Annotated in this window: 18 protein-coding genes, 1 tRNA gene and 1 pseudogene; 12 read left to right on the forward strand and 8 right to left on the reverse strand. The window is 71.7% G+C overall.

Annotated elements, in window-relative coordinates; translation table 11 throughout:
• Positions 1–42 precede the first annotated feature (42 nt).
• Positions 43–125: transfer RNA gene (locus G6R24_RS07425), tRNA-Leu, on the reverse strand.
• A gap of 159 nt (positions 126–284) precedes the next feature.
• Here G6R24_RS07425 and G6R24_RS07430 point away from each other — a divergent pair.
• The 8 genes from G6R24_RS07430 to G6R24_RS07465 all read left to right on the forward strand — a co-directional run bounded on the left by G6R24_RS07430 (position 285) and on the right by G6R24_RS07465 (position 11241).
• Positions 285–1787 carry an FhaA domain-containing protein gene (locus tag G6R24_RS07430; protein ID WP_163548427.1) on the forward strand — a complete coding sequence of 501 codons (1503 nt, stop codon included), beginning with the start codon at positions 285–287 and terminating at the stop codon, positions 1785–1787.
• A gap of 6 nt (positions 1788–1793) precedes the next feature.
• Complete coding sequence (locus G6R24_RS07435) at positions 1794–2291, forward strand: FHA domain-containing protein FhaB/FipA (protein WP_163548428.1); 498 nt, start codon at positions 1794–1796, stop codon at positions 2289–2291.
• Positions 2288–3715 carry a PP2C family protein-serine/threonine phosphatase gene (locus G6R24_RS07440; protein WP_163548429.1) on the forward strand — a complete coding sequence of 476 codons (1428 nt, stop codon included), beginning with the start codon at positions 2288–2290 and terminating at the stop codon, positions 3713–3715. The genes G6R24_RS07435 and G6R24_RS07440 overlap by 4 nt, the downstream gene beginning before the upstream one ends.
• Before the next feature lie 28 nt (positions 3716–3743).
• Positions 3744–5240 (forward strand): FtsW/RodA/SpoVE family cell cycle protein, encoded by a 1497-nt coding sequence (locus tag G6R24_RS07445; RefSeq protein WP_163548430.1) that lies wholly within the window; start codon positions 3744–3746, stop codon positions 5238–5240.
• Positions 5237–6682, forward strand: coding sequence for a peptidoglycan D,D-transpeptidase FtsI family protein (locus tag G6R24_RS07450; RefSeq protein WP_163548431.1), 1446 nt, complete (start codon positions 5237–5239; stop codon positions 6680–6682). Before G6R24_RS07445 ends, G6R24_RS07450 begins: the two co-directional genes overlap by 4 nt.
• Positions 6679–8409: a serine/threonine-protein kinase gene (locus G6R24_RS07455; protein ID WP_163548432.1), complete on the forward strand. Its 1731-nt coding sequence runs from the start codon at positions 6679–6681 to the stop codon at positions 8407–8409. The genes G6R24_RS07450 and G6R24_RS07455 overlap by 4 nt, the downstream gene beginning before the upstream one ends.
• Positions 8406–10505, forward strand: a complete 2100-nt coding sequence (pknB, locus tag G6R24_RS07460; RefSeq protein WP_163548433.1) for a Stk1 family PASTA domain-containing Ser/Thr kinase — start codon at positions 8406–8408, stop codon at positions 10503–10505. Before G6R24_RS07455 ends, pknB begins: the two co-directional genes overlap by 4 nt.
• 82 nt (positions 10506–10587) lie before the next feature.
• Complete coding sequence (locus tag G6R24_RS07465) at positions 10588–11241, forward strand: aminodeoxychorismate/anthranilate synthase component II (RefSeq protein WP_163548434.1); 654 nt, start codon at positions 10588–10590, stop codon at positions 11239–11241.
• An 8-nt stretch (positions 11242–11249) separates the two neighbouring features.
• On the opposite strand, the gene G6R24_RS07470 is transcribed toward G6R24_RS07465, so the two are convergent.
• Positions 11250–11966 carry a DUF881 domain-containing protein gene (locus G6R24_RS07470; protein ID WP_225438234.1) on the reverse strand — a complete coding sequence of 239 codons (717 nt, stop codon included), beginning with the start codon at positions 11964–11966 and terminating at the stop codon, positions 11250–11252.
• 354 nt (positions 11967–12320) lie between these two features.
• Here G6R24_RS07470 and G6R24_RS07475 point away from each other — a divergent pair, with 354 nt between their 5' ends.
• On the forward strand, positions 12321–12578 hold the full coding sequence (locus tag G6R24_RS07475; protein WP_163548436.1) for a cell division protein CrgA: 258 nt from the start codon (positions 12321–12323) through the stop codon (positions 12576–12578).
• Positions 12579–12767: 189 nt separating this feature from the next.
• Positions 12768–13166, forward strand: coding sequence for a RidA family protein (locus G6R24_RS07480; protein WP_163548437.1), 399 nt, complete (start codon positions 12768–12770; stop codon positions 13164–13166).
• Positions 13167–13187: 21 nt separating this feature from the next.
• On the opposite strand, the gene G6R24_RS07485 is transcribed toward G6R24_RS07480, so the two are convergent.
• Both G6R24_RS07485 and G6R24_RS07490 read right to left on the reverse strand, forming a co-directional pair.
• The gene (locus tag G6R24_RS07485) at positions 13188–13547 is read right to left on the reverse strand and encodes a hypothetical protein (protein ID WP_163548438.1); all 360 of its coding nucleotides are present in this window, start codon (positions 13545–13547) and stop codon (positions 13188–13190) included.
• 128 nt (positions 13548–13675) lie between these two features.
• The gene (locus G6R24_RS07490) at positions 13676–15580 is read right to left on the reverse strand and encodes a glycoside hydrolase family 15 protein (protein ID WP_163548439.1); all 1905 of its coding nucleotides are present in this window, start codon (positions 15578–15580) and stop codon (positions 13676–13678) included.
• Between the two features lie 195 nt (positions 15581–15775).
• Between G6R24_RS07490 and G6R24_RS07495 the strand changes: the two genes are divergently transcribed.
• Positions 15776–16207, forward strand: coding sequence for a PH domain-containing protein (locus G6R24_RS07495; RefSeq protein WP_225438235.1), 432 nt, complete (start codon positions 15776–15778; stop codon positions 16205–16207).
• 86 nt (positions 16208–16293) lie between these two features.
• Here G6R24_RS07495 and G6R24_RS07500 read toward each other — a convergent pair whose 3' ends face one another.
• Complete coding sequence (locus G6R24_RS07500) at positions 16294–17160, reverse strand: rhomboid family intramembrane serine protease (RefSeq protein WP_225438236.1); 867 nt, start codon at positions 17158–17160, stop codon at positions 16294–16296.
• Positions 17161–17405: 245 nt separating this feature from the next.
• Positions 17406–17933 (reverse strand): peptidylprolyl isomerase, encoded by a 528-nt coding sequence (locus tag G6R24_RS07505; RefSeq protein ID WP_163548441.1) that lies wholly within the window; start codon positions 17931–17933, stop codon positions 17406–17408.
• Between the two features lie 372 nt (positions 17934–18305).
• Here G6R24_RS07505 and G6R24_RS07510 point away from each other — a divergent pair, with 372 nt between their 5' ends.
• Entirely contained in the window at positions 18306–19169 is an 864-nt protein-coding gene (locus G6R24_RS07510) for a hypothetical protein (protein WP_163548442.1), read from the forward strand.
• A gap of 49 nt (positions 19170–19218) precedes the next feature.
• Here the strand turns inward: G6R24_RS07510 and G6R24_RS07515 are convergent, their stop codons facing one another.
• Both G6R24_RS07515 and G6R24_RS07520 read right to left on the reverse strand, forming a co-directional pair.
• A complete protein-coding gene (locus G6R24_RS07515; protein ID WP_163548443.1) occupies positions 19219–21108 on the reverse strand; it encodes a GMC oxidoreductase in 1890 nt (629 codons plus the stop codon).
• Positions 21109–21326: 218 nt separating this feature from the next.
• Positions 21327–22191: pseudogene (locus tag G6R24_RS07520) on the reverse strand (hypothetical protein); the annotation flags it as partial.

Below are 22191 nucleotides of genomic sequence, written 5' to 3' on the forward strand. Positions count from 1 at the left end.
GAAAGCCCCCACCGGCGCAGCATGCGCCAACAGGGGCTTGCGTGGGCGAGGGGGGAGTTGAACCCCCACGTCCGTTAGGACACACGGACCTGAACCGTGCGCGTCTGCCATTCCGCCACTCGCCCGAGTGGAACTATCTCTTGTGCAGGTGACACGCTATCACGCCGGAGATGTCCTCTGCGTCGGGGGGTCGCGCCAGCCGGGCACGTGTCAGGCTGCGCAGCCGTGGGGCGCGGGCGCCCGGGGGCATACGATCTCACAGACCGGGAGAAGGGAGGTCGAGCATGGGCGTGCTACAACGCTTCGAACGGCGCCTGGGCGGCCTCGTCGAAGGTGCGTTCGCCAAGGTGTTCAAGGGCGGTGTCGAGCCGGTCGAGATCGCGAGCGCCCTGGCTCGGGAGACCGACGACCGCCGCGCGGTGAGCTCGAACCGGGTGCTGGTGCCCAACGAGTTCGCCGTGGAGCTGGCCAGTGGCGACTTCGCCCGACTCTCCCCGTATGACCGTGCACTGTGCGACGAGCTGGCCGAGATGGTGCGTGAGCATGCCGCCGAGCAGCGGTACACGTTCGTCGGGCCGGTGTCGGTGCGGCTGTCGGAGGCCTCCGATCTCGATGTCGGCGTGTTCCGCATCCGGAGCAGTGTGGCGGCGGCCGATCCGGGGGTGGTCGCCGGTCGCCGGTCGCGGCCGAGCGCTCCGGGCACACCCCATCTGCTGATCACGACGAAGGCGCCGGGTGGTTCCGGGGAGCGGGAGTACCCGCTGGACGCGGAGACCACGGTGATCGGCCGCAGCGTCGAGTGTGACATCCGGTTGAACGACACCGGGGTGTCGCGGCGCCACGGTGAGATCCGCCGGCTGCCGGACGGGCAGTTCCTGTACGTCGATGCCGGGTCGACGAACGGCAGTCTCGTGAACGGGCGGGCAGCCCGGCAGGTGAAGCTCGTCAACGGTGATCGTATCGAACTCGGTACCGCCACGATCGTGTTTCGCCGGCAGGACGGCCGGGCCGGGGCGGGGCGGGCGGCTGGTCGCGCCACTCCGCACCCCGATCGTGTCTCCGCCGAGCGGGCACCTGTGGACCGGGCACCCCTGGACCGAGCGCCCGGTGACCGATCGTCGTCCGAGCGGGGCGTGCTGCTGCCGAACCGGGCCGGGGCGACGCCACCGCCGGGGCGGGTGGGCACCCGACCGGGTTCGACGCCGGTGCCGGGGCGCCCGGCGCAGCGTCCCACCCCGCCGCCGGAGCGGCGACCCACCCCTGTCCCGGACGATCCGTACCAGGCCGGCTCCTCGCCACGCGGCGACCGCGGTGGCCGGGTGGATCCGGGCGACCGGGTGGATCCGTACGCGCGCGATCGGCACGAGGGCGGCCCGGCCTATCCGGATGATTCCTACGGCCCGGAGCGCCCCGGTCGGGCGGGAACCGGTGCGGACTACCGTGACCAGGAGTTCCGCGACCCGGGCCGGCGCGGTTATGATCAGCCGGACGATCCACGCGCACGGGAGCGTGGTCGCGGTCCGGGGTCGGCGCGCGAGGAGCGGGGCGGCTACGCCCGCGGCCCGCGCGATCGCCGCGACGATGTCGGGGGCTCGCAGGATCATCGCGACCCGCGGCATGCCCCTTCCCGGCGTCCCGGTGATCCGCCGGCCAGCGATCGGGAGCCCCTCGACTTGGAGCCGTTGGACGACGTGTACGACGCACAGACAGTCCTGCCCGGGCAGCTGGACGCCCCGCAGCGGGATCCCGGCGGGCGTGGCCGCTCCCGGTCGGATCGGGGCTGGTAGTCGCCGATGGACCCGACCGAGCCCAGTGAGCTGGTGCTGCTGATCGTCAAGATCGGCTTTCTTGCCCTGTTGTGGGGATTTGTCCTGGTGGCGGTGCGGGCCGTCCGGCTGGACATGTTCGGCCCGACGAAACGTCAGCAACGCCGCGAACCGCCACCGATCGCGCGCCCAGCGGCGCCTCGCAACCCCCCGCAACCAGCACACAAGCCGCGCACACCAAGCAAACTGGTCGTGACAAAGGGTCCCTTGGCAGGCACAACGATTCCGCTAGGATCGGTACCTGTCACCATCGGACGGGCACAGGACTCGACTCTGGTCCTCGAGGATGACTTCGCGTCAGGCCGGCATGCGAGACTCGTGCACCACGACGGGCAGTGGTTCGTCGAGGACCTGGGCTCGACCAATGGCACATTCCTCAACCGTACGAAGGTGACCAGTCCCATGCCGGTACCTCTCGGCGCGCCGGTCAGGATCGGGAAGACGGTCCTGGAGCTCCACCGGTGAGCCTCAGGCTGCACTTCGCCGTCCGCTCCGATGTCGGGCACGTACGGGAAGGAAACGAAGACTCCGCGTTCGCCGGGCAGCGTCTGCTGGCCGTCGCCGACGGGATGGGTGGCCATGCCGCCGGTGAGGTCGCGAGCTCCACCGTGATCTCACGGCTGGCCGATCTCGACGACGGCGTGCACAGCGACGATCTCGTCACCGAACTGAACGAGGCCGTCCGCGACGCGAACCGCCAGCTCCGGGAGATGTCGCTGGAGAACAGCGCGCTCGACGGGATGGGCACGACGGTGACAGCCGTGCTGTCCGCCGGGAACATGCTCGGCGTTCTGCACGTCGGTGACTCCCGCGCCTACCTGTTGCGCGACGGCATCCTCAGCCAGGTCACCCACGATCACACCCTGGTGCAGGATCTCGTCGACCAGGGCCGGATCACGCCGGAGCAGGCCAACACCCATCCGCAGCGCTCACTGCTGATGCGGGCGCTCGACGGCCGGGAGGTCGAACCGGACCTGTCGGTGCGTCAGGCCATCCCCGGCGACCGGTACCTGCTGTGCACCGACGGGCTGTCCGGTGTGGTCAGCGAGGAGACGATCCGCGAGACGCTGCTGCTGCCGTCCCCGCAGGATGCCGTCGACCAGCTGGTCAACCTGGCGCTCAAGGGCGGCGGGCCCGACAACATCACCGTCGTGGTCGCCGACATCGCCGAGGACCACGGTGGGGCGCTGTCCCATCCGCTGGTGGCCGGTGCGGCGGCGGAGAAGCGGGTCGTGCCGGGCGCCCAGTTGGCCCGCAGCGGCCCCGACCCGCGCAACGGCGACGCCGAGTCCGCGGCGGCGAAGGCGGCCAGGATCGGCCGGCCCGGGTTCCACCGCCGGGACCGGCAGCAGTCCGCCGGCAGCCGTTCCGACGGGGACGGCGACGACGCGGACGGGGAGGCGGAACCGGAACGCGAGGGTCGCCGCTCCGGCCGTCGGGTGCTGTTCGTCTCCACCGTGGTGTTCGTGATCGTGGTGGCCGGCGCGACCGCCGGCTGGAGCTATGTGCGCAGCCAGTACTACGTCGGCGTCGACGACGACAAGGTCGCGCTGTTCCAGGGGGTGAAGGGCGGCTTCGCCGGCATCCACTTCTCCTCGGTGCTCACCCACGGCCAGCCGCTGGCCGAGATCAGCGCCGCCGACCGCAGTGACCTGCGGGACGGTATCCCCGCGAACAGTCGCTCCGACGCCGAACAGATCATCGCCCGGCTGAGCAGCTCGCCGGAGGCGGCCTCGGCCGCCTCCGCGACGGTGGCGCCCTCGGTCAGCCCGAGCCCGTCGACGAGTACGAAGGTGCCGGCGGTGTTGCCGACGGCGCCGCCCGAAGCCTGTCGGGCCGCCCCCGTCCCCGCCGGATGTCCGACCCCTGCGACCACCGCGACTCCGTGAGCCCCATGCTCATGCCCCCAGGCCAACGATGACCCGCCCGCCGCTCCCGCTTCCCCCGCTGCGTCGACCACGGCCGGCGGACCTGACCGCCACCTTCGCCGGTCTGCCGTTGCCGCGTGACATCAACCTGCCGCCGTACCGCCGCCGTGAACTGACCCTGCTGATCTACGCCGGGGTGCTGGCGACGTCGGCGCTGGCGGCACTCACCCTCGCCGACGTCGGGCAGCTCTCCCTCGGGGTGCTGACCATCGGCCTGGGCTTCTTCTGCCTGTGGGCGATGGCCCACATCGCCGTCCGTCGTTTCGCGCCCGCCGCGGACCCGGTGCTGCTGCCCGTCGTCGTCGCCCTCAACGGCCTCGGGCTCGTGATGATCTACCGACTGGACCTGGCCCGCAGTGAGGCGGCCAAACAGGCCGGTCGGCACATCCCACCGAGCGCGGCGCAGGTGCAGCTGGTCTGGACGCTGCTCGCGATGATCGTGTTCGTGCTCGTGCTCGCCCTGGTGCGTGATCACCGCAAGCTCGCCAGGTACGCCTACACCGCGGGCCTAGCCGGCATCGTCGGCCTGATGCTGCCGATCGTGCCCGGCATCGGCACCAGCATCAACGGTGCCCGCCTGTGGCTGCGGGTCGGGCCGTTCTCGTTCCAGCCCAGCGAGGTCTCGAAGATCCTCATCCTGATCTTCTTCGCCGCGTACCTGGTGAACAAGCGGGACGTGCTCACCTACGGCTCGCCCACCGTGCTCGGCCTGAAGATCCCCCACGCCCGCACGCTGGGCCCGCTGCTGGTGGCGTGGCTGGCCAGCCTCGGCATCCTGGTCGTGCAGAACGACCTCGGCTCGTCCCTGCTGTTCTTCGGGATGTTCCTGGTGGTGCTCTATGTCGCCACCGAGCGGGTGTCCTGGATTCTGAGCGGCCTCGGCCTGTTCGTCGCCGGAGCGGTCCTGGCGTACCCGCTGTTCGGCCACGTCCAGATCCGGGTGGACGGCTGGCTGCACGCCTTCGACGGTGACAACCCGTCGAGCACGTCCTACCAGCTCGTGCAGGGGCTGTACGGGTTCGCCGCCGGTGGGATCAGCGGCACCGGCCTCGGCCAGGGCCATCCGCAGAAGGTGCCGTTCGCCAACACCGACTTCATCATGGCGAGCCTGGGCGAGGAGCTCGGGCTCACCGGGGTGATGGCCATCCTGACCATGTACGCGCTGCTGGTGCTGCGTGGGATGCGCGCGGCCCTCGGGGCGAAGGACGCGTTCGGCAAGCTGCTCGCGACCGGCCTGTCGTTCACCCTCGGCCTTCAGGTGTTCGTACAGGTCGGCGGGGTGATGCGGCTGATCCCGCTGACGGGACTCACCCTGCCGTTCGTCTCCTACGGTGGCTCGTCCATCGTGGCCAACGCGGCGATCATCGCTCTGCTGCTGCGGGTCAGTGACAGCGCGCGGCGCGCCCCGGAGCCGCCGTCCGAGGCGCCGTTGTTCGATCCCGGTGCCGTGTCCGAGAGCCCCACCCAGGTGGTGAAGACGACATGAACCGCCCAGCTCGCCGGGTCGCTGTCGTCTGCATGGTGCTGTTCGCCGCCCTGCTGGTGAACGCGAACTGGTTGCAGGTCGGCCAGGTGCACAGCCTCAAGACCGAACCGACGAACGGACGGCAGATCACCGAGCGCCTCGAGCGGGAGCGCGGTTCGATCCTGGCCGGCGACGTGGAGATCGCCCGGTCGGTGGCCTCCAACGACCAGTACAAGTACCAGCGGCAGTATCCGGCCGGCTCGCTCTACGCGGACGTCACCGGCTACTACACGCTGTTCACCGCCGCCGGCCTCGAACGCTCCCAGGACGTGTTCCTCTCCGGGGACGACGACCGGCTGCTCGCCAGCCGGGTGACCGGGCTGTTCACCAACCAGCAGCGCCGGGGCGGGACGGTGCTGACGTCCCTGGTGCCGGCGGTGCAGCAGGCCGCCGCGCAGGCGCTGGGCGACCGCCGGGGCGCCGTGGTCGCACTCGACCCGAAGACCGGCGCGGTGCTGGCGATGGTCACCAGCCCCACCTACGATCCGAGCCCGCTGGCCAGCCACACCGAGAAGACCGCCACCGACGCCTACGGCGTGCTCTCCGCGGACAAGGCACAGCCGCTGCTCAACCGGGCGACCCAGCAGACCTATCCGCCGGGGTCGACCTTCAAGCTCATCACCGCCGCCGCCGCCCTCGCCGCGGGCCGCCACCCGGACGACCGGATCGCCGCCCCGAACGAGCTGAAGCTGCCGCTGAGCACCGTCACGCTGCCGAACTTCGACGGTGAGACCTGTGGCGACGGCCAGACCGACACGCTCATCCACGCCCTGACGATCTCCTGCAACACCGCGTTCGGTCAGCTCGGGATCGACCTCGGCGACGACGCTCTGCGCAGCCAGGCGGAGGCGTTCGGCTTCAACACCACATTCCCCGACCTCCCCGTGTCGCAGGCACGTAGCGTCTTCCCCAGCGACCTGGACGGGGCGCAGACCGCACAGTCGGCGATCGGCCAGTACAACGTGCGGGTCACGCCCCTACAGATGGCGGAGGTGGTCGCGGCGATCGCCAACGGCGGCACCGAGATGAAGCCCTATCTGGTGTCCGAACTGCGCGGCCCGGACAAGCGGACGATCAGCCGGACCAGCCCCAAGGAACTCGGCAAGCCGATCAGCGGCGACGTCGCGGCGGAACTCACGACGATGATGGAGAGCGTGGTGACCGCCGGCACCGGCCGTAAGGCGCAGATCGACGGGGTCACCGTCGCCGGGAAGACCGGTACCGCCGAGCACGGCACCGACGTGGCGCCGCACGCCTGGTTCGTGGGTTTCGCACCGGCGGACAACCCCAAGGTCGCCGTCGCCGTCATTGTGGAGGACGGCGGGGGTGAGGTCGGCACCGGCGGTGCCATCGCCGCCCCCGTCGCGAAACAGGTCATGCAGGCCGCATTGGACAGACCATGAACAACTCGCCCGGCAACTCCTCCTCTCCCTCGCAGCCCTTCGCCGGTGCCGCGTCGCCGAACACCGTGCTGGACAACCGCTACCGCCTCGACGGTCGGATCGCCGCTGGCGGCATGGGCGAGGTGTGGCGCGGGCTCGACCAGACCCTCGGCCGGCCCGTCGCCGTCAAACTGCTGCGTCCGGAGTACGCCAGTGACGAGTCGTTCCTGGTCCGCTTCCGCGGCGAGGCGCGGCACGCCGCCCGGCTCTCCCACCCCGGGGTCGCCTCGGTCTACGACTACGGCGAGGTCGCCACCGCGGACGACTACCCCACCGCCTACCTGGTGATGGAGCTGGTCGAGGGCGAGCCGCTGTCCGCGATGCTGCACCGGGAGAAGCGCCTGTCGGCCGAACGGATGCTCGACATCCTCGGTCAGGCCGCCGACGCGTTGCAGGCCGCGCATGCCCTCGGGGTCGTCCACCGTGACGTCAAACCCGGCAACCTGCTGCTGCGCCCGGACGGCGTCGTGAAGGTCACCGACTTCGGTATCGCCCGCGCCGTCGACGCCGCCCCGCTGACCGCGACCGGCATCATGATGGGCACCGCCTACTACGTCTCGCCCGAGCAGGCCTCCGGCCGGCCGGTGACACCGGCCAGTGACGTCTACTCCCTCGGCGTCGTGGCCTACGAGTGCCTGGCCGGCCGTCGTCCCTTCGACGACCGCAACCCCATCGTCGTCGTCATGGCCCACCAGCAGGACACCCCCGCCCCGCTGCCCACCGACATCCCCTACCAGGTCCGGGCGCTGGTCGATTCGGCGATGGCCAAGGACCCGAGCCGGCGGCCCAGCTCCGCCGGGGCGTTCGCGCGCTCGGCGGCGGGTATCCGACGCAACCTGTGGCCACCCGAGAACGGCCGCTGGCCCAGCGGGCCCAGCTCCCCGGATCTGACCGCCCGCCATCCCAGCGGCCCGGGGCTGCCCCCGCCGGCCGCGGGGCGGGCGCACCGCCAGACCTCCCGCAGCCGCCCGCCGTCCTGGCTTCCGCAGGAGCCGGACGCCGCGGCCGGCCGCGGCGGCAGCGGACCCGGTCGGGGCGGTTCGGGTCCGGACCGCACCCAGGTCTCACCGGACCGCACCCAGCTGCAACCCGACGGTGATCTGCCCGCGACCGCGATGCACAGCCCGCCGACGCACGGCCCCGACACCGGTTACAACCCCGGTTCGGGCTACGGCGGACCGAACTCCGGCTACGGCCAGGACCCCGGGTACGGGCCGGATGCCCGCGGCAGGTACGGCGAAGGGTCGCGCTCCGGTGGCGAGCCGTCCGGCTATGGTTCGTCGACCGGCTACGGCGGTCCGGGCGGCGGCTACCCCGGCACCGGCGGCCCCGGGTACGGCGACGGTGGCGGTGGCGGTTATGGTGACACCCAGGACCCCGGCACCATCTACAAGCAGGGCCCATCCGGGTGGTCCGACCCGGCGCACGGGCGCGGCGGGGAGTCCGACTGGTCGGGCGGACGGGCCGAGCGGCGACGCGGCGCGAGCGCCGGCGCCGGGCGTTGGGCGCTACCCCTGCCACTCCTGATCATTCTGCTCGTCCTGACGGTCGCGATCACCGCGTTCGTCTCCAACCGGCTGTTCACCGGCAACGGTTCCGAGTCGAACTCGGCGGCAACCCCGGCGGGCGCTGTGTCCGCGCCACCGGTCGTGGCTGATCTCGTCGGTGAGGCAGGGGAGTCTTCGTGACCGATGCAACCCACACGTACCCACCCGGCGCGGCCCCGCAGCTCATCGGCGGTCGTTACGAACTCGGCGGTGGCATCGGCTACGGCGGGATGGCGGAGGTCTACCGCGGCCGGGACACCCGGCTCGGCCGCGAGGTCGCCATCAAGACGCTGCGCTCGGACCTGGCCCGGGACCCGACCTTCCTCGCCCGGTTCCAGCGCGAGGCGCAGTCGTCCGCGGCGCTGAACCATCCGGCGATCGTCTCGGTGTACGACACCGGCGAGGATGTCATCAACGGGACCCACATCCCGTACATCGTCATGGAGTTCATCGAGGGCCGGACGCTGCGCGACGCCCTCCAGGCCGAGGGCCGGTTCACCGAACGCCGGGCCATGGAGATCACCTCCGACGTCTGCGCCGCGCTGGACTACAGCCACCGGATGGGCATCATCCACCGGGACATCAAACCCGCGAACGTGATGCTCAGCCCGGACGGCGCGGTCAAGGTGATGGACTTCGGCATCGCCCGGGCCACCACCGCCACATCGTCCACGATGACCGCGACCGCGGCCGTCATCGGCACCGCGCAGTACCTCTCCCCCGAGCAGGCCCGCGGCGCGCGGGTCGACGCCCGCAGCGACGTCTACACCACCGGGGTGCTGCTCTACGAGCTGCTCACCGGGGCGCCGCCGTTTCGCGGCGACAACCCGGTCGCCGTCGCCTACCAGCACGTCCGCGAGGATCCCGACCCGCCGTCGGCGCATGACCGCGACATCTCCCCCGAGGCCGACGCGATCGTCCTCAAGGCGATGGAGAAGGACGCCGACGATCGCTACCTCACCGCGGGTGAGATGCGCGACGATCTGGAACGGGCCCTGGCCGGACGTCAGGTGCAGGCGATGATGGGAGCTGGTGGCGCCAGCGGAGCCGCCACCACCCTGGGGCCCGCGGCCAGCGGCACCGCCGTGCTGGGCCGTGGTGACCGCGCCGGCTACCCCACCCGCGACCGTTACGCCGACGACCGTTACGGCGACGACGCGACCTCCTTCGCCCCCGCCGCCGGCGCGTACCCGGACGCGCCGTACGACGACGGCCGCTTCGGCACCGGCCCGTTCGACCGGTACGACCTCACCGGTGCCCTGGACCGGCGCGCCGTGCCCGGCAGCCCACAGAAGTCACAGGCGTGGAAGTACATCCTCGCCGGCCTCGGCGTCGTCGTCGTGTTCGTCGCGGTGGTGCTGCTCGCCTCCACCTTCCTCGGCGGCGGCGGTGGCGGGTCGGGTGAGAAGATCGCCGTTCCGAAGGGTCTGCTCGGCCTGAACGAGCAGAGCGCGCGAGCCCGGTTGCAGAGCGCCGGCTTCCGCGGCACGGTGACCATCTCCTCGGTGGACGCGCCGGACAGAGCCGGCCAGGTCACCAAGGTCGACCCGACCGAGGGCACCCAGGTCGAGTCCAACGAGACGATCACCCTGTTCATCGGCAAGGCCGCGGGTGACGTCACCATCCCCGCCGACCTGGTCGGCAAGAGCCAGAGCGATGCCGTGGCACAGCTGCGCGCGCTCGGCCTGAATCCGACGGTCATGCCCTTCTACAACCAGACCTCGCAGAAGGTCGGCACGGTCGACAGCACCGACCCGGCGACCGGCGGCCCGGTCAAGCCCGGTTCGACCGTCACCGTCTACGTGGTCAGTTCCAGCGTCAACGTGCCGGACGTGCGCAACAGCACCTACGACAACGCCGCCGCCGAACTCGGCCGGTGGGGTCTGAAGGCCACCCAGCAGACCGTCGGCAACAACACCGTGGCGCCCGGCACCGTCGTGGCCCAGACGCCGTCCGGCGGCGCGGTGCCCCGCGGGTCGACCATTACCCTGTCGGTAGCCGCCCAGCTCGAGACCACCGCACCGCCGAGCCCCACCGCGACCCAGCCGACCGACCAGCTGCCGACCGTGAACCCCGGTGGCGGCCAGACCCAGACCCCCGGTACCGGTGGTCAGACCCCCTCGCCGAGCGCGACAGCCGCGCCTGGCGGCGGTGCGGGTGCCGCTGGTGCCGCCGCTCAGCCCGGTGCTACCGGCGGTGGCGGTGGCGGGGCGGCCGGGGGCGGTGCCCGCAACTGAGTCCCGTGTCCTGCCCTGCCCGCCCTGGGCAGGGCAGGAGGGGACGCCAAGCACGACCCTGAGCCTGGACGGAGGCCGCCCGATGCGGATCCTGGTCGTCGACAACTACGACTCGTTCGTGTTCAACCTGGTCCAGTACCTCGGCCAGTTGGAGACGGACTGCGTGGTGCTGCGCAACGACGAGGTCGACCCGGCGGACCTCGCCGGTCTCGGGTTCGACGGGGTGCTGCTGTCGCCCGGTCCGGGCACACCCGAGGCGGCCGGGGTGAGCATCCCCATGGTGCGCCAGTGCGCCGAGCGGGTCGTGCCGCTGCTCGGGGTGTGCCTCGGGCACCAGGCGATCGGTGTCGCGTTCGGCGCCACCGTGGACCGCGCCCCCGAGTTGCTGCACGGCAAGACCTCGCTGGTCCATCACGACCAGGCCGGGGTCCTCGCCGACCTGCCGACCCCGTTCGTCGCGACCCGCTACCACTCCCTGGCCGTCGACGAGCGAACGCTGCCGCCGGAGATCGAGGTCACCGCCCGAACCGAGAGCGGCGTGGTGATGGCCCTGCGGCACGTCAGCCTGCCGTTGGAGGGCGTGCAGTTCCACCCCGAGTCGGTGCTGACCCAGGGCGGCCATCTGATGCTCGCCCGCTGGTTGGAGCGCTGCGGTGACGACGGCGGCGCCGCCCGCCGGCTGGCTCCCGGCCTGTCCGACGAGGTCGAGACCCTGCGCGCCGCCGCCTTCAGCTAGAGCGCCGCTCAGGGCTGGGCCGCGGGCAGGGTGACATCCGTGCTCTGGCTGACCCGGTAGCCCAGGCGGTAGGCGTCCACGTACTGCCGGTAGACGATGATCTGCGGGTCGTCGCGCAGGCTGGTCCGCATCGCGGCGGTGTCACCGATGGCGGTAATCCGAAACGGGGGCGAGAACACCTCGCCGTCAAGCAGCAGTGTGTTGCCGACACAGCGCACCGCGGTCCGCGCGGTCACCCGGATACCCATGATCGACATGGCCTCGGCGCCACCATGCCACAGCGCGTTCACGACGGCCTGCACATCCTGTTGGTGCACGACCAGATCGTCCGGTCCGGGAGAGCGCACCCCCCGCGGATAGGGCCCGCGGCGGCTCTCCGCGGGCGCGTCATCAAGCTCGACGCTCACCGCCGGCCCGCGCACCGCCGCCAGACCGACCGCCCGGGCAAGGTCCAGGCGGGACCGGGTGGTTCCGGGCACCTCGGACGCCGAGGGCGCCGCCGTCGGCCTCGGCTGCGGCGGGACAGCCCGCGCGGACGCCATCGCGGTGGCGGGGGCTGTGGCGGCCTCGGTGGCTGCTCGGCGCGCCTCGTCGGCGATGACCTGCGCCGCCGCGCCAGGGCCAAGGCGAGCGTCGGCGAAAGCGTTCGCGTCGGCGGAGCGGCCGGGCTGCCTCGTCACACCCCCCAGCAGAACCCCCAGGGACAGCACGGACGCGATGACCACGGCTCGCCGAACGCGCCCGGCCGATGCTGTCGCCATTCGGCGCGCCCGGATCCCCGCCGCGGTGACCATGCGCTACCGAACCCCTCCAACGCTCGTCGGGACGCGGGTGGATTCCAACGATCACGCCGTTTTCCGATGCCGTCGCGGAAACGTCCTCGCGCCGCACGCTACGCGGGCAGGGGCATCGTGGATGCCCGGTTGGCACCACGCGCCGATCCAGTTCGGCAGGCTATCGGCGCCGACACAGATCCGCTGTCTACGCTGTTGCCCAACGTGGGATCGCCACTGCCCGCACGGGACGACGCGAAGGGCGATCGCGCGTCGTCCATGCCTGGCCAGTCGAGGAGTACCGCCGTGCCCGAGTCACGACGCCGCAAGCCGAAGAAGCAGCCACCGACCACCAGCGGAAACCAGACCCGGCGCAAGCCGCCGTCGCCACCGTGGTTCGGCGGACTGATCCTCGCCCTGTTCCTGCTTGGCATCGTCTACCTGCTCATCTACTACTTCTCCAACGGCGGTGTGCTGGGCATGGAGAGCCTGGGCGGCTGGAACATCCTCATCGGCTTCGGTTTCGTCGTCATCGGGCTGGCCGTGTCAACCCAGTGGCGCTGACGCCGCCACGCCGGTAGCCGGGACCCCGCCGCCGCAACGGGTTGTCACGCGGGCGGACGGGGTCGCTACCGGCCGACTCAGGGGCGTCCAGGGAAGAGCTGACGACTTGCACGGCTGTCATCTATCCACAACCGTTGTCCACAAGTGTGGATATCACCCTTGAGGGTGATATCGATGGATAGTGAAGGTATGAACACTAATCGTGATCTCATCGCGGGCGTCTCGCCCTACGAGGAGATCATCGGCTTCTCCCGCGCCGTGCGCGTCGGCGACCGGATCCTCGTCAGCGGCACCGGGCCCGTCTGGCCGGACGGCAGCGTGCCAGCAGATGCCGCGGCCCAGGCCCGACGGTGCTTTCAGCTGGTCGAGACGGCCCTGGCCCGGGCCGGCGCGGGCCTCGCGGACGTGGTGCGCACCCGGATGTACCTCACCTCCGGTGCACATGCCGATGCTGTGGGCAAGGTGCACCGGGACCTGTTCGCGGGCACCCGCCCGGCCGCCACGATGGTGATCGTCAGCGGACTTCTTGACGAACGTTGGGTTGTGGAAGTCGAAGCCGAGGCAATCCGTGGAGATTGCGAAACGTAGTTCCAGGGTACTGCGGCGTGATCAGCGGGCCAGGACGGCGGCCCGCAGGCGGGAGACCGTGTCCTCGGCGTGCTCGTCGCCGACGAGCAGGCGGCGGAACTCCGCCCCCGCACGCACCTCGACGACCACGGCGGGGCGGCCACGGTAGACGGCGGCGAAGTCCTTGCCGTCCCGGGAACGCCAGGTACCGAGCGCGATCACCCGCGGCAGACCCGTCCCGGGCAGACGCCACCCACGCAGTTCACCGAACGGCTCCGCCGACGTCCGCACGTCGAGCACCTCATCGAGCGCGACGGAGACGTCACCGCGCAGCGCGCCGAGCCGCTCCAGGCCACGCATCACGACCTCGACCCGCTTGTCCCTTACCTCCAGGCTGGCCATCCGTTCACGTTAGCCGTCCAGCCCCTCACCCTGAGGCGAAAGGCGACGACGCCCACTGTGCGAACGGGTCAGGGGACCGCGAACGGGTCAGGGGGACGGCGAACGCGGTCAGGTCGACGGCGGGTGGGTCAGGTGGACGGGGACGGGCGGGCGTAGGCCTCGGCGTCCTCGGCGCGGATCACGTACATCACCGCGTTGATGAGCGCGAGGTGGGTGAACGCCTGGGGGAAGTTGCCGAGGTGCCGGCCGCTGTGCGGATCGATCTCCTCGGCGTAGAGGTCCAGCGGACTCGCGAGGCTCAGCAGCCGTTCGCACAGCTGGCGGGCACGCGCCAGCTCGCCGATCTCCACCAGCGCGGAGACCAGCCAGAACGAGCAGATCAGGAAGGCTCCCTCCTCGCCGGCCACCCCGTCGTCGGTCTCCTCGGTGCGGTAGCGCAGCACCAGGCCGTCCTCGGAGAGCTCCTCGGCGATGGCGAGCACGGTGGCCTTCACCCGATCGTCCGCGGCGGGCAGGAAGCCGAGCAGCGGCATCAGCAGCAGGGACGCGTCCAGTGCCGTCGAGCCGTAGAACTGGGTGAACACGCCGCGATGGTCGACGCCCCGCGCACAGACATCGGCGTGGATCTCCTCGGCGATCGCCTTCCAGCGGGTCGCGGTCGAGAGGTCACCGCGCATCTGGGCGAGGCGGCGGCCGCGGTCGAGGGCGACCCAGCACATCATCTTCGAGGCCGTGAAGTGCTGTAGCGCGCCGCGGACCTCCCACATCCCACAGTCCGGTTCACGCCAGTGCGCGGCGGCGGCCTCGACCAGCCGTACCAGCACCGGCCACAGCCGCTCCGAGAGGTAGTCCCGGGACCGGGTGTGCAGATACACCGAGTCCAGCACGACCCCCCACACGTCATGCTGACGTTGCAGGGCGCCGGCGTTCCCGACCCGTACCGGGGAGGCGCCCTCGTAGCCGGACAGATGGCCGAGGATCTCCTCGTCGATGCGCGGCTCACCGCCGACCCGGTACATCACCTGGATCTCGTCGTCATGTTCGGCGACGTCGGCGATGAACGAGAAGAAGTCGTTGGCCTCGTAGTCCAGACCCAGGGTGTAGAGCCCCCACAGGGCGAAGGCCGAGTCGCGCAGCCAGCTGAACCGGTAGTCCCAGTTGCGTTCGCCGTGCGGGGTCTCCGGCAGGGACGTGGTGGACGCCGCGAGCAGCGCGCCGGTCGGCGCGTAGGTCAACCCCTTGAGCGCCAGCGCGCTGCGCTGCAGATGCCGCCGCCACGGATGGTCCGGGAACATCCCGTGGGAGAGCCACTGGCGCCAGAACTGCGTGGTGCGCTCCACCGCCTCGCATGCCTGCGCGTAGGTGCCCGGCAGCAGCGGATCCTCGGCCCGCCAGGTCAGCGCGACGAAGGCCGTGTCCCCCTCCCGCAGGGTCGTGCGGGCCAGCGCCCGGCGGCCGTCGAAGCCGAGTCGCAGATCGGTACGCAGTCGCAGGTTGACGCCGGTACCGGCGTGCCCGATGGCCCCGGACGAATAGTCCTCGGCCTCGTACTCCCACGACTCGGCGTGCCGGCCGTAGTCGAAGTTCGGTTCGCAGACCAGGCTCAGATCGACCGATCCGTGCTCGCAGCGGGCCAGCCGCAGCAGCACATGGTCGGCGTCCCAGTCGCTGGGGGTGCGCCGATGGGTATTGGATCGCCGATGGGTACGGTGCCAGGGCCCGACGACCAGGCAGTCGGTGACGATCAGCCAGCCGTTCGGGGTCTGCCAGGTCGTCTCGAGGATGTTCGTCCCCGGCAGGTAGCGTCGCCCGGCCGGGATCTGGGTTCGGTCCGGCCCGAACCGGAACCCGCCGGCCGAACGGTCCAGCACCGCGCCGAACACACTCGGCGCGTCCGGGCGCGGCACGCACATCCATTCGACGTTCCCGCTCGGCGCCACCAGGCAGGACGTCTCGCAGTCCGACAGAAACCCGTACTCGGCGATCGGCGGGAACGGGCTACCCCCACTACGCCGCACCGGAGCCTGTGCCACCTGAACCTCCTGCCACCCACGGCATCCATCCCACCTCGCCGCCCAGGATGAACACATAGCGTCATGGCGAGATTGCGAATAGTAGCCGATCGGGTGGGCGGCGCAAGGACCGCGTCACAGTGGCGGCCCCGGGTGTGGTTGCGTGGGGTCGTGACCCCGCCCGCCCCATCCGACCGGCCCGATCGTGTGGGCTCGGTGTCCTGGTCGCCGCCGCTGTGGCGGGTGGCGCTCTACGCCCTGGGCTGCACGCTTGCGGCGTTGGTCGCCGCGGTCGGCTCGCTCGCCGCCCGACTCGAGCAGCTCGACGGCGCCGGACGGCTGTTGCTGGGCGTGCTCGCCGCCGGCCTTGGCACCCTGGCCGTGCGGGACCTGCTGGCCCGGCCGACCCTGCTGATCGATGCCGGCGGCCTCACCCTCGTGGACGGCCTACGCCGCCGCCAGCTGCCCTGGGCCGCCGTGCTGTCGGTACGAGCCGGCACCGTCACCCACAACCGGCGGGCGGTGCACCTGCGCACCCTGGAGATCGAGACGATCGACGGGCCGATCCTGCTCACCCGCCGCCAGCTCGGCACCGACCCAGCCCCCGTCGCCGAGCGCGTCGAGCAGATCCGCCGCAGCTCCCCCTGACTCCCCCACCGCTACCGTCCGACCCCGCCCAGGGCGGCATCGCACGAGCACCCCCAGGTGCCCGAGCCGCCGGTCCGAGGTCAGGTTCAGGTGAGCGCGGCGGACCTGGCCAACGCCGCCAGGAGCAGAACCGCGAGGATGCCCAGCACACCACCGGCCTGTAGCCGGGCGTGGCGGGGCGGCACGTAGGCGTACAGAAGGCCGACCAGGATGCCGACGGCCAGGCCGCCCAGATGGCCCCACTTGTCGATACCGCTGAGGGTGAACGTGATCAGAAGGTTGATCCCGATGACCACGAGGATCTGGGTCGAGTCGATCCGCAGTCGCCGGGCGATCACGTAGTAGGCGGCGAAGAACGCGAAGATCGCGGTGGACGCTCCGACCGAGAAGGTGTTCCGGCCATCGAGCAGATAGCTCAGCGTGTTGCCGCCGACCGCGCCGACCACGAACAGCGCCAGGTAGCGGACCCGGCCGAGCAGCGCCTCCAGCTGGAAGCCCAGCAGGAACAGCGCGTACATGTTGAACAGGATGTGCAGCACGCTCGCGTGCAGGAACGACGCGGTCAGCAGCCGATAGTACTGGTCGTCGACCGCGATCTGGTTGCCGTTCATCGCGAAGCGCTCGGTGAAGCCGTTGTACCGGTCGCTGCCGCTCAGACCGGGCGCGCCCTGAAGGAAATAGGCGACAACGCAGGCCACGATGAGACTCTGGGTGACCAGGGCCTGCCGGGCCTGGCCCGCCCGCCCGCCGAGCACGGTGCGTGGGTCCCGCTGCGCGGGTCGTCCGGCGCCTCCGTTGTGGCCCGCGGACGACGAATCGCCCCGGCCCTCCTCGGGACAGTGGAACCCGACGGCGGCGGGGCGCATGCAGTCCGGGCAGATCGGCCGGCCGCAACGCTGGCAGCTGACGTACGTCTCCCGGTCGGTGTGCCGGTAGCAGCGCGGCGCCACCACCGGCTCGGACGTCCCACCCGAACCCGGACCGCCCCAGCCAGGACCGCCTGGGCTGTCCGGGCCGCCTGGTTGGGGGGGTGGGCCCACATCCGGCCGCCAGCCGGGGGGTGGCGATCCCCCGGGGCCACCTGGGCCTGGGGGTGACGCGCCGGAGCCTGGTGCGAACGGGTCCCGACCCGGCTCACTGGCCGACTCCGGCGGTGCGCCCATCGTTACAACCCCTGTGAGCCCGGACCGCCAGCCCGTCAGGCCTGTCGGCGATCGATGACGATCTCGGTGATGGAGATGTCCTTCTTCGGCCGGTCCTGCGCGCCGGTGGGCGCCTTGGCGATCGCGTCCACGATCTCGGTGCCGCGGACGACCTCGCCGAAGATGGTGTGCTTGCCGGTGAGCCACGCCGTCGGTGCCACCGTGACGAAGAACTGCGAGCCGTTCGTCCCCGGGCCCGAGTTCGCCATGGCGAGCAGGTAGGGCCGGGTGAAGGCGAGGTCGGGGTGGAACTCGTCGGCGAACTTGTAGCCCGGGCCGCCCCGACCGGAGCCCAGCGGGTCGCCGCCCTGGATCATGAAGTCCGGGATGACCCGGTGGAAGATCGTGCCGTTGTAGAGCGAGGTGCCCGCCTTGCGCTCGCCGGTCGACGGGTCGGTCCACTCCTGCTCGCCGGTGGCAAGGCCGACGAAGTTACGAACGGTCTTGGGAGCGTGGTCGGGGAATAGACGGATCTCGATGTCCCCCGCGGTCGTGCGCAGCGTCGCGTACAGCTCCTCGGCCATGAGGCTCTCTTCTCTTCAGGTCGGGTCTGTTCAGTTCGGGCCTGCTCGGGCCGGGTTCGGTGTCCGGTCGGTGCGGTGTCCGCTCAGACGACACCCTGGCCGGTCCCGATCGTATGCGCCCGGCGCGTCCACGTTGCGCGAGTCCACGCTCAGTAGCCATCCGGACGCGCCCGGGTAGGCCCACATCCGGGCACGTCTGACTCCACCGGACGCCCGTGGACGCACCCCCGGCAGGCCGGTCAGGACGGCGTGACACGCCTGGCAGGCAACTGCGCGTTGGAGAGGGCGGGTAGCGGGGTACGGCACACTGCACAGAGATCTTGACCCACCCCACCCACGGCCCACTGTGCACGGCAGACAGGGAAGGACGCCATGAGTACGACGCTGAAGGACCGTATCTCGCACGTCACCGACACCGCGCCGGTCAGCGGGATCTCGGACGCCGCACGCCACGCCGCCGACGCCGCGGGGACCGCCGCACACCGGGCGGCGAGCATCGCCGGTGACACGGCGGGCACCGCGGCCTCCGCCACCCGGGACGCCGGGGCCAGCGTCGCCCACCTCGTCTCCGACGCGTCCGGGTCCGCCGTCCGCGGTGGTGCCGCGGCGCAGCGGGCGGCCGGGCGTAGCGCGGGCAAGGCGGCCGGCAAAGCCGTCAAGGCCTCCGGCCGGGCCGGTCGCAAGGTCGAGAAGGCCCGCTCGCGGGCGGAACTCACCGCTGAGCGCGCCCGCGCGACCACGGAGATCCGCGCCGAGCGGCAGCGTTCCCACCGGGCCGTCGCGGCCGAGACCAAGGCTCGCCTCGAAGCCGACAAGGCCCAGCAGATCCTCGAGAAGCGTCTGGCGAAGGCCGAGACGAAGCTCGCCCGGGTGAGCCGCCACCGCCGCCGCGGCACACTGGCCATCCTCCTGCTCGGCGCTGGTGCCGCTGGCACCGTCGCCGCGCGCCGCTACCTGGCGCAGCGCGGCAGCGACGCGCTCGGCACCGAGCCCGAGCCCATCCCCACCCCGCTGTCCACCCCCGGCACATCCACCACGGGCGCCGCCACCACCGGCACATCCACCACGGGCGCCGCCACCACCGGAACGTCCACCACCGGGACGTCCGCCACCGGCAGCAGCCCGCTGGCCGCCGGCAGCTTCGACGATCGCCTGCGCGCCTCGTCCAACAGCCTCGAGGAAATGCCCGGCGTGGACACCACGCGCAGCGAGATCAGCCGTCCCGGCCCCCGCTGACCCCCACACCTTCGGTTGTCTGCTCACCCGCCGGGAACCGCTGGCTCGCTCAGCGGTCTCCCGGCGTGTCGGTGCTGGCGAACAACGGCAGTCGCCGCCGGTAGGCACCGGGAGCGGACGAGGGCACGGCCGGCTGGGCCGGTTCGGGCGGCTCGACCCGCTGGTAGGACTCGCCCAGCGGCGGACGTGGATCGGCCTCGCCCCGGTTGGGCCAGAACGCCATGGCCCGTTCGGCCTGGGCGGTGATCGTCAACGAGGGGTTCGCCCCGATGTTCGCCGTGACGGCGGCACCGTCGACCACGTGCAGACCCGGATGCCCGAACACCCGGTGGTAGGGATCGATCACGCCCTGGGTGGGGTCGGTGCCGATGACCGCACCGCCGAGGATGTGCGCGGTCAGGGGGACGTCCACGAGTTCACCGATGAAACCGCGCGGATGTCCGCCGATCCGGTCGGCGACCCGGCGGGCGGCGTCGTTGCCGGCCGGCAGCCAGGACGGGTTCGGCTCGCCGTGGCCCTGCCCGCTGGTCAGCCACCGTAGCCCGAGCGGGCCCTGGCGCAGACGCACCGTCAGCGAGTTGTTCTGCGCCTGCATGACCAGCACGATCATGGTCCGTTCGGACCAGCGCCACGGCAGCCCGGCCAGCGCCTGGTACGGATGGACGGCGATCTTCCGCAGCACCTTCAGCCAGCGCGGCCATCGGCCGCCCCCGTCCGTCATGGGCAGGCTGAACAGGGCCATCAGGTTGCTACCTCGCCCGTAGCGGACGGGTTCCACGTGGGTGTGGTCGTCCGGATAGAACGACGACGTGATCGCGACACCCTGGGTGACCCGACGGTCCGCGCGGTGCCGGCTCGCCCCGAGGATCGACTCGGAGTTCGTCCGGGTGAGCTCCCCCAGCCGATCCGACAGCCCCGGCAGGTCCCCCCGCTCACGCCCGACGTGCAGCAACCGCTGGGTGCCCAGGGTGCCGGCGGCGAACACCACCTGCTCCGTGACCAACGTCCGCCGCTGGCGTTGCTGGCGCCGCTGCCGCGGGCGCCGCCACCAGCCCGCCAGGCCGGTGTCTCGACCGGCCGCGGCACGCTGACGCGCGTCCCGGACGGGTGCCGTGACAATGTCGATCTCGTAGCCGCCGCCTGGCCGGGGACGCACCGCGGTCACCGTCGTGTCGGCGAGGATACGGGCGCCGGCCCGCTCGGCGAGCCACAGGTAGTTGTGGTCCAGGCTGTTCTTGGCACCGCGACGGCAGCCCGTCATGCACTCGCCGCACTCGACGCAGCCTGTCCGGCTCGGGCCGGCCCCACCGAAGTACGGGTCGGCCACGGTGACGCCCGGCTCCTGCTGCCCGTCCCGCCCGAAGAACACCCCCACGCGGGACGGCCCGCAGCTCGCACCGACGCCGAGCTCCTCGGCGACGCCGCGGAACACCTCGTCGGCGTAGGTCGTGGACGGGTTCGCCACCACCCCCAGCATCCGTTCGGCCTGGTCGTAGTGGGGCGCGAGTTCCGCCCGCCAGTCGGTGATGTCCCGCCACTGCGGATCGGTGTAGAACGCGTCGAGCGGCCGGTACAACGTGTTCGCGTAGACCACCGAGCCGCCGCCCACCGCCGTCCCGGACAGGACGAGCACCCGCCCCAGCCATGTGATCTTCTGAATCCCGCGGCAGCCGATCTGCGGCAGCCACAGGTATCGCCGCAGATCCCAGTTGGTGCGGGGCAGCGTCTCCGCCGTGAAGCGGCGCCCCGCCTCCACGACGAGGACCCGGTACCCCTTCTCCGCCAGCCGAAGTGCGCTGACGCTCCCCCCGAAACCGCTACCGATCACAACCACATCGATGCCGGACGTGCCCTCGCCGTCCGGCCCGGTCTCGTCGCTGGCTTCGGCGGGCCCGCCGACCCGGGGGTCAGGACGCCTTCGGAACGGACCGATCGCCATGCTCTCGCCACCTACCGCGCTCGCTGCCGGCCACCCCTGCCGTGCCGATCCGGACCACCACGGCGCACCGGTCGACCCGCGATGACGTCAACGATGCGCCGTCCGACTACGTTCCCCGACCGCGACGCCGACGCCGTAACGCTCGGCGACCCGAAAACTCGCGGCCGGGGAGGTCGGGCCCGGGGAGGCCAGCGCCTGGAAGGTCGCGGTACGTGAGGTCAGGCCGCGCTGCTGGGGTCGCGGCGTTCCAGCATGTGTGCGTCCCCCTGGTGGGCGGCGGCGGTACCGCTCAGGACGGCCTCGGTGCGGGCGGCGGCCTGGACGGCGGCCGCCTGGGCGCGTACCCGCGCCTCCAGGCCGATCTGAGCCGCTCGTTCGATCTCCTCGATCGGCGGGAGCGGGACCTCGACCGGCGCGGGATGCTCCGAGCGCACCGCGCTGGCGGGGGACGTGCCGTGGGGCGCTCTGGTCCGCACGGCGCCGACGTTCGCGTACTTCGAGCTTGCGCCCCTAGGCGAACCGGTGCGCAGGGTGGCCGGGCTGATCGCCGCCGGCCTGGCGGTGGGCGTCCACGTGCCGTCGACACCCATGTCGGCGTAGGCCGATGGGCGCGCCTGATCCGCCTGCGCCGCCCGGGCGGCAGCGGCGGCCCGGAGCTTCTCGGCCCGCTGTTCGATGCAGGACCGGCACTCGCACTCCGCCGAGGAACGCGGCAGCCGGTCAAGTCGCCAGGACAGGTTGTCGATCTCGTCGCCGTCCCCGACCAGCACTCCGGTGCTGATGATGTGGACAAGGTGCAGCGCCAGCGTGACCGGGTCCCAGTTGTCCTCGTCGAAGATGACCTTCAGCTTGGCGAGGAGCGAGACGTAGTCCGACGTCGACCGCCGCATCGCGTTCGCCAGCACGTTGATCACCTGGGTGGCCGCGAGCGTCAGCGCCGTCGGCGATGGCGGCGGCAGCGGGATACTCGGCACCGACGGGTCGACCACCTCACCCTCCGCGGACCCGGCGGGCTCGGCACTCTCGGTCGACCCGGCAGGCGCGGTCGACCCGGCAGGCGCGGTCGACCCGGCAGGCGCGGTC

Source organism: Candidatus Frankia nodulisporulans (genome assembly GCF_902806475.1).
GTDB classification, from domain to species: Bacteria; Actinomycetota; Actinomycetes; order Frankiales; family Frankiaceae; genus Frankia; species Frankia umida.

Coding starts and splice junctions, on each gene's coding strand:
- G6R24_RS07430 (WP_163548427.1), top strand. CDS start 285: ATGGGCGTGCTACAACGCTTCGAACGGCGCCTGGGCGGCCTCGTCGAA.
- G6R24_RS07435 (WP_163548428.1), top strand. CDS start 1,794: ATGGACCCGACCGAGCCCAGTGAGCTGGTGCTGCTGATCGTCAAGATC.
- G6R24_RS07445 (WP_163548430.1), top strand. CDS start 3,744: ATGACCCGCCCGCCGCTCCCGCTTCCCCCGCTGCGTCGACCACGGCCG.
- G6R24_RS07450 (WP_163548431.1), top strand. CDS start 5,237: ATGAACCGCCCAGCTCGCCGGGTCGCTGTCGTCTGCATGGTGCTGTTC.
- G6R24_RS07455 (WP_163548432.1), top strand. CDS start 6,679: ATGAACAACTCGCCCGGCAACTCCTCCTCTCCCTCGCAGCCCTTCGCC.
- G6R24_RS07465 (WP_163548434.1), top strand. CDS start 10,588: ATGCGGATCCTGGTCGTCGACAACTACGACTCGTTCGTGTTCAACCTG.
- G6R24_RS07480 (WP_163548437.1), top strand. CDS start 12,768: ATGAACACTAATCGTGATCTCATCGCGGGCGTCTCGCCCTACGAGGAG.
- G6R24_RS07485 (WP_163548438.1), bottom strand. CDS start 13,547: ATGGCCAGCCTGGAGGTAAGGGACAAGCGGGTCGAGGTCGTGATGCGT.
- G6R24_RS07505 (WP_163548441.1), bottom strand. CDS start 17,933: ATGGCCGAGGAGCTGTACGCGACGCTGCGCACGACCGCGGGGGACATC.
- G6R24_RS07510 (WP_163548442.1), top strand. CDS start 18,306: ATGAGTACGACGCTGAAGGACCGTATCTCGCACGTCACCGACACCGCG.
- G6R24_RS07515 (WP_163548443.1), bottom strand. CDS start 21,108: ATGGCGATCGGTCCGTTCCGAAGGCGTCCTGACCCCCGGGTCGGCGGG.